This window comes from Acidithiobacillus ferriphilus (assembly GCF_018854775.1).
Classification (GTDB): domain Bacteria; phylum Pseudomonadota; class Gammaproteobacteria; order Acidithiobacillales; family Acidithiobacillaceae; genus Acidithiobacillus; species Acidithiobacillus ferriphilus.
The window spans coordinates 1-6,792 of sequence record NZ_JAAZTY010000121.1 but is presented as its reverse complement, the minus strand read 5'-3'; the positions used below and the strand labels follow the sequence as shown (position 1 = coordinate 6,792).

The 6,792-nt window shown below is 56.9% G+C and carries 6 protein-coding genes; 2 read left to right on the top strand and 4 right to left on the bottom strand.

What is annotated here, in order from left to right; translation table 11 throughout:
- The coding region (locus HF921_RS08885; protein WP_215893687.1) for an NRAMP family divalent metal transporter at positions 1-772 on the top strand (772 nt) is incomplete at its 5' end.
- A 10-nt stretch (positions 773-782) separates the two neighbouring features.
- Positions 783-983: a hypothetical protein gene (locus HF921_RS08880; RefSeq protein WP_064219000.1), complete on the top strand. Its 201-nt coding sequence runs from the start codon at positions 783-785 to the stop codon at positions 981-983.
- A 13-nt stretch (positions 984-996) separates the two neighbouring features.
- On the opposite strand, the gene HF921_RS08875 is transcribed toward HF921_RS08880, so the two are convergent.
- The 4 genes from HF921_RS08875 to mnmE all read right to left on the bottom strand — a co-directional run bounded on the left by HF921_RS08875 (position 997) and on the right by mnmE (position 6,685).
- Positions 997-2,073, bottom strand: a complete 1,077-nt coding sequence (locus HF921_RS08875; RefSeq protein WP_064218999.1) for an HD-GYP domain-containing protein — start codon at positions 2,071-2,073, stop codon at positions 997-999.
- Between the two features lie 17 nt (positions 2,074-2,090).
- On the bottom strand, positions 2,091-2,453 hold the full coding sequence (locus tag HF921_RS08870) for a response regulator (protein WP_215859987.1): 363 nt from the start codon (positions 2,451-2,453) through the stop codon (positions 2,091-2,093).
- Positions 2,446-5,244, bottom strand: a complete 2,799-nt coding sequence (locus HF921_RS08865) for a response regulator (protein ID WP_215893686.1) — start codon at positions 5,242-5,244, stop codon at positions 2,446-2,448. The genes HF921_RS08870 and HF921_RS08865 overlap by 8 nt, the downstream gene beginning before the upstream one ends.
- Before the next feature lie 85 nt (positions 5,245-5,329).
- Positions 5,330-6,685, bottom strand: coding sequence for a tRNA uridine-5-carboxymethylaminomethyl(34) synthesis GTPase MnmE (mnmE, locus tag HF921_RS08860; RefSeq protein WP_064220096.1), 1,356 nt, complete (start codon positions 6,683-6,685; stop codon positions 5,330-5,332).
- Between the last annotated feature and the right edge of the window lie 107 nt (positions 6,686-6,792).

The window sequence follows — 6,792 nt, the reverse complement described above, 5'->3', positions numbered from 1 at the left end:
GGCCATCGCCGCGCACCCCGACTGGGGCCAGGTTATCGCGGCGGTGGGCAACTGGCACATTCCGGTGGGGACGGCGGTCGGCGCCTTTACCTATGTCATACTCGCCAATCTCGGAACGACGATCGCTCCGTGGATGCTTTTTTTTCAACAATCCTCGGTTGTTGATAAGGGGCTGACGGTCAATGACATCCCCAGCGGTCAAGCCGATACCGCCTTCGGAAGCCTTTCCATGGGGATTATCGCCATCACCATCGTCATCTTGACGGGTACCCTGGCGTATGGGCACACCAATGCCGCCCAGTTCGACATACAGGCGATCCTCCACCTGTTACGACAGAGTAGCCTGGGCAGTGTCGGAACCGCGCTGTTCGCTCTGGGCCTCGTCGAGTCCGGGCTGATCGCCGCCATCGCCATTACGGCGAGCACTTCCTGGGCGGTGGGCGAAGCGCTCAAGCTCCCCCGGAGCCTGAACCTCAAGCCACAACGGGCCTTGCCCTTTTATCTGTCCGGCATTTTGAGCGCCGGCATGGCGGCTATGGTGGTCCTGATTCCCCACATCCCCCTGGGGTTTTTGAACCTCACCGTGCAGGTGATTGCATCCATATTCATGCCGGCGGCGATGCTATTTCTGCTCATGCTGCTGAATGATCGCGAGATCATGGGGAGCTATGTGAATCGGCGCTGGCAGAATTATTCAGCTTTCACCATCGTTGGTTTCCTAATTCTGGCCAATGCCGTTTATGGCTATACCGTCGTCTTCCCATCCCCCTGAGGAGCGTTGCATGCATCCCAAAGAAGACTTTCGTTCCGAGGCGACCCCGGAGTTCCTGGCGTTTCTGGAAGAGGAGATCCATCAGGAACCCAGGCCCATGACCCGCGCCCCGATTCGGGGAGGTATTCAGATAGCCTTCTGGGGTTTGCGTATCTACATCGTGATCATGCTGATCATGGTGGCCATCGGTTTTGCACACGGTATGCTTTGACCGCACTCATGGGTTACACATTAGGCATGTCACAATCGGTTAATGCGGCGTAACACTCCGCAAAAGTGGAGGCCGCGCGCGGAAACGCCGCCAAAATATCAGGATCGAAATGCTCCGGCTTAACTCGTCCATCTCCTTTTAAGATAATATCCACCGCTCTTTCATGATCCAGCGGTTCCTTATAAGGACGCCGACTTCGTAAGGCATCATAAATGTCCGCCAATACCATCATCCTCGCTGATAACGGGATCTCGTCGCCTTTTCTGCCGAAAGGATAGCCACTTCCGTCCCATCGTTCGTGATGGCCCAGAGCGATTTCCCATCCCATCTGTAATTCTGGGGAGACATTGTGTTGGCCAATAATATTGGCGCCGAGTGTGGTGTGCGTACGCATAATGACCCATTCAGCGGCATCCAGAGGACCGGGTTTCAGCAGAATAGGATCGGGAATCCCGATCTTTCCTACATCGTGCATAGGACTCGCCACAAAAATGAGATCGGCAAAATCTGTCCCCATGCCCAGTTGTTGTGCCAACTCCTTGCAGTAATAGGCGATGCGCTGAATATGGGCGCCGGTTTCTTCGTCCTTTTTCTCGGCGGCGCGCAGAAGAACATTGATCGTCTGCAAATAGCTATCGTGCAGCTGGGCCGTGCGCTGCCGAACGGTGATTTCCAAAGTCTCATTATTGCGTCGGATGCGATCACTGTATTCCTTGAGCCGCAGAATATTACGCACCCGCACGCGCAACTCCGCCCGGTCTATCGGCTTGCCGAGGAAATCATCCACCCCGGCCTCCAAGGCATGCAAACGCGTTTTGCGGTCGTCGAAGGCCGTGACGATGATGATGGGTAAATTGGCATAGCGGGAGTCCGCCTTGAGCCGTGCCGCCAGTTCAAAGCCGCTGATCTGAGGCATCATACCGTCGGTGAGTATCAAATCCGGTCGGCGATCCTGAAGCCGCGCCAACGCCTCCTGAGCGCTGGATGCCGCCAGCGTCTCATAACCATCATTCTGCAATAAGGCCGTGAGCAGACGACGGCTACTCCCTTCATCATCTACTATCAGAATCATGGATCGCTGTTCAGGCATCGGCTTCCCCTCTGCGGCTACAGAAAACGGCCCACAACTTCTATAAGCGTCTGATGACCTATCGGCTTACTCAGATAGGCATCGCAGCCAGCGGCAAAAATGCTTTCCTCATCCCCCTTCATGGCCAAGGCCGTCAGGGCTATGATAGGGATCCTCCGCGTCGCGGGATCTTCCTTCAGGATGCGGATCGCTGTAAGTCCATCCATGCCCGGCAGATGAATGTCCATGAGAACGAGGTCGGGATACTCGGCACGAGCGATGACAATACCTTGTTCTGCGTCGCCCGCGTGCAGAATCTCATAACCGGCCTTGCGCAAGACAATACCTGCAAGCTTGTAGTTGATCATATTGTCTTCAACGATCAAAATTCGCTTAGGCAATATCTTCCCCTGGGTGAGAATGGGCGGTGTTCAGTGCGCGACGCACCTCTCCGAGGAATTGATCGCGCCTGAAACTCGCCTTCTCCATAATTTTCAGGATATGTCCATTCAGGCGACGGCGATCCTCTGGCGTAATTATTTTGGCCGTCAAAACCAAAACCGGGATGGCCGCCATGCTTGGGTTTTGCTGTAGCGCGTCCACTACGTCAAAACCGCTGAATTCCGGCATCATCAAATCCAGCAAAATCAGATCGGGATGAAGATGTTCTGCCATGGTCACGGCATCCCGCCCGCCATAAGCACTGATGACCTCGTAACCGCCATTGCTCAACTGGCGATTAATGACCGCCACCGCCCGCGCATCGTCATCGACCACCAGGATCACGGGACGATTCTGCCTCGTCACCACAAAACCGAGTTTTTGCAGGATTTTTTCCAGCCGTTCAATTTCAATGGGTTTCTGCAGTATTTGAACGCTCCCGAGGAAAAAGCCTGAACCCTGCTCTGAATCCGTACTGGTAATTACCAACGGGATGGTAGCCAGACGCGCATCCCGGTGCTGGGCCGCTAAAAAATCCCAGCCGTCCCTGCCTGGCGGATTCATCTCCAGAATGATGAGATCTGGACGTTCTTCACATGCCATATCCAAAGCGCTAACAGGGTCGCGAGCCCGACGCACGCGAAATCCGTCATCCCTCAGGTAACCTTCCAGGAGGGTCGCTGTGGCGTCGTCATGCTCTATCACCAAAGCGGAGTGATTTGTTTCAGGGGCGGAAACCGCCTTTGCGGAATCCGCCTCCGCAAGAACGGCCTCCTCTCGCCAGGGAAGCCAGACATGAAAAGTGGAACCCTCCCCAAGCGTACTTTCCATGCTCACTCGCCCACCGTGCAGCTCCGCCAGACGTTTGACGAGGGAAAGACCGAGGCCGGTACCTTCGTAGCGGCGATCCAAACCGCTGTCAGCCTGGACGAAGGGCTTAAAAAGCCGTTCCTGATCTTTTTCCGCAATACCGATGCCCGTATCGGTTACGCTGATTTCCAACCAGTCGGGATAGGCGGCATATTCAGGGCCGGACAAATCGCTTCTGCTACGCCCGCAGAGCGTTACCTGACCTCCATCGGGAGTAAATTTCACGGCGTTGGACAGTAGATTGTACAAAATCTGCTTGGTCTTGCGCGCATCCAGGTAAACGGGGGGAAAGTCTGGTTCCATTTCGAGGTCAAGCCGAATCTGGTGGGCGACTGCCTTTTCCCGGACAATACCCAAAGAACCCTGAAACAAATCGTGAAGGTTCGTCGCTTCCAACTCCAGCTTCATCATACCTGCCTCCACTTTGGAGAGGTCCAGGATATCGTTGATGAGAGAAAGGAGATGTTGGCCGCTTTCAAAAATATCCCTGGTGGCATCTTTTTGTTCGGGACTGAGATCACCCATGATGCCGTCCTTCAACAACTCGGAAAAACCAATAACGGCATTGAGAGGGGTACGCAACTCATGAGACATGTTGGCCAGAAAATCAGACTTGGCCTGATCCGCCAGGCGCAACAACTGGTTCCTTTCCAGCAATGCTTCGCTTTGTTTACGCAATTCAACAGCCATGATTTGCTGGTTTTCTTTCTGAGCGATGTGGTTGAGGGCCGCGCCTATCTCCAGGGAAAGCTTATCCAGGAAGGCGATTTTTCTCTCGCTTAGGGCTTCTAGCGAAGCCACCACCAGCACCCCGAATTGCTGCTCCTGATAACGGATCGGCACCATGGCGATCTCTGCAGCTCGAAACTGGCAGATCCCAGCGTCCACCAGAAACCCGGAGTTGTCATCGGGTTGCCTCAAGCGTTGCGGATGGTCCGACATGGCCGCTTCGCCCAGGACACCCTCTCCACGCTGAAAACCGCTTGCCAGTTGTCTATCGGTGCCCCGGTGTGCGGCCAGAACAAAGTGGCCTTGCCATTCGTCATAGCGATAAAATGCAGAGACCGGGAAGGGATGATTCTCCGCCAGGATGCTCAGAACTTGTTGAAGGATCTCCGTCAACCCAAAATCGGAACCACTAAAGAGGGCAAGAATTTGTCCTTGACTGCTTTCAATGCACAGGGATTCTTCCAGCTCTCCTTGCGCTGCGCGACGTTCACGCCCCTCCTTTCTTATTTGCCAAAAGAGCCCGGTAAGCAGTGCGATCAGCAGGACAATCGTGATTCCGATAGCCCATAACGTTGCCTCGCCCGCCTCTTGGGCCGCTCCGGTGCGCTTCCTGAGCAGACCGCTTTCGGTCGCACGCATCTTCTCGACCAGATCATGCACCGCCGCCATTTCGGCGATCCCTTCGCCCGCACGAAGCATCGCCTGGGCCGCCGGAAGACCCTGTTTTTCGTAAGCGTCAAGAACATTATCAAGAAGCTGCAAGCGTCTCTGTGACCGCTGCCGTAGCGCCACCGCCCGATGCTCTTCGAGTGGGTTGTCCGTCACCTCGTTCGGCAAATCATCCAGTGTCGTCTGAAAGCGCTGGATTGCCGCCTGACGTTCCTGAAGATAGAACGAATTGCCGGTAAGGAGATAGCCGCGCTGCGCAGTTTCCGCCTCATTGATCAGCGCCCAGCAGCGTTCAAGGCTCTGTAGTACCGTCTGGATATGCTCCACCCGGTAAGAAGCCCGGACATAGCCGGTCGCGGCGCGAAAGGCCAGCGCTCCCACCAGAACAAGCGCTAAAACGGCCAGGCTAAAGCCTGCCAGTATTTTATTTCCTGTCGAGAATATGGAACCCATTCCGTTAGGGTAGCGCTCATTTTCAAACAAGTTAAGTTTTTTCTGATTTATATAAAGATCTTATTTGCTCTGACTGGCGCTTCCCGGTCATGCCGGATATTTTCGCTATTCCGCCTCACTTCCCGATACAAAAGCGCGAAAAAATCTCGCCGAGAATGTCTTCCACATCAATATGACCGGTGATACTGGCCAATGCCACAGCGGCTTCACGCAGAGACTGCGCGACCAATTCAGGGGAGCCCCCCAGGCGATGCATATCGCGCGCGGCGTGAATGTCCTGCAGACAATGCTCCAGCGCCTCGACATGGCGACGGCGGGCGCTGAAGGGACAACTGTCGCCCTGCATACCGAGGGCCTCCATCAAGCTGCGCCGCAAAATATCGAGGCCGACGCCAGTTTGGGCAGAGAGGGCGATACTCTGCTCACCGACGGGGGTGAGGGGCGGGGCGGAAACCAGATCCAGCTTGTTCCAGAGGATCAGGCGCGGTCCTTCCGGCAGGTCACGCAGGATGGCCTCATCCTCCACCTGCCATCCCGCGCTCGCGTCTGCCACCAACAGGATCAATTGCGCGCTGTGCAATATATGGCGGGCACGGGCGATACCTTCCGCCTCCACGGCATCCGTGGCCGCGCGCAACCCGGCAGTATCGATAAGCTCCACCGGCAGGCCGTCGAGGACGATTTCTTCGCGGAGCAGGTCGCGGGTGGTACCGGGGATGGCGGTGACGATGGCCGATGCGCGGCGGGCGAGGGCGTTCATCAGGCTGGATTTGCCGACGTTGGGTCGTCCGGCGAGCACTACGCGACCGCCGCGGGCGAGTTGGGCGCCTTGCTGTGCTTGCTTGAGCAGATGCGCGATCTGGCCTTCCAGCCGCATCAGGCCATCGGCAATAGCCAGTTCGTGGGCATCGCCAAGGTCTTCCTCACTGAAATCCAGGCCGGCCTCGGCGAGGGCGAGAAGTTGCAGGAGCTGGCCATGGATGCCATCGACCGCCTGCGAGAAGGCACCCTCCAGGCTCGCCGCCGCGGCGCGTGCCTGGGCGTCGCTGCGGGCGTGGATGAGGTCGGCAACCGCTTCGGCCTGGGCAAGATCAAGACGACCATTGAGAAAGGCCCGTTCACTGAACTCGCCGGCACGCGCCGGCCGCGCGCCCAGAGCGATGGCCTCGGTGAGCAGGCTGGCGAGGGCCAGCGGGCTGCCATGGCCCTGCAATTCCACGACGGTTTCACCGGTGTAGCTGTGGGGGGCGGGAAAATAGAGGGCGATGCCATGATCAATCACGCTGCTGTCGCGGGCGTGAAAGCGGCGAAAATGGGCATGCCGGGGCATCAGTGCTTTTACCTTTGCTCCGCCGCAGAGCACCGTCGCGATGGCCAGGGCCTGCGATCCAGAGAGGCGCAAAATACCGACGCCGCCTTCCCCCGGCGGCGTGGCAATCGCCACAATCGTGTCTCCCTGCTGATAGGCCAAGGCTCTAACTCAACACGGGAGGCTCCACCCTAGTCCTTGGCCGCCATGATATGGCGGGTGATCAGGTATTGCTGGCCGATGGAAACCACGTTGTTGGTCAGCCAGTA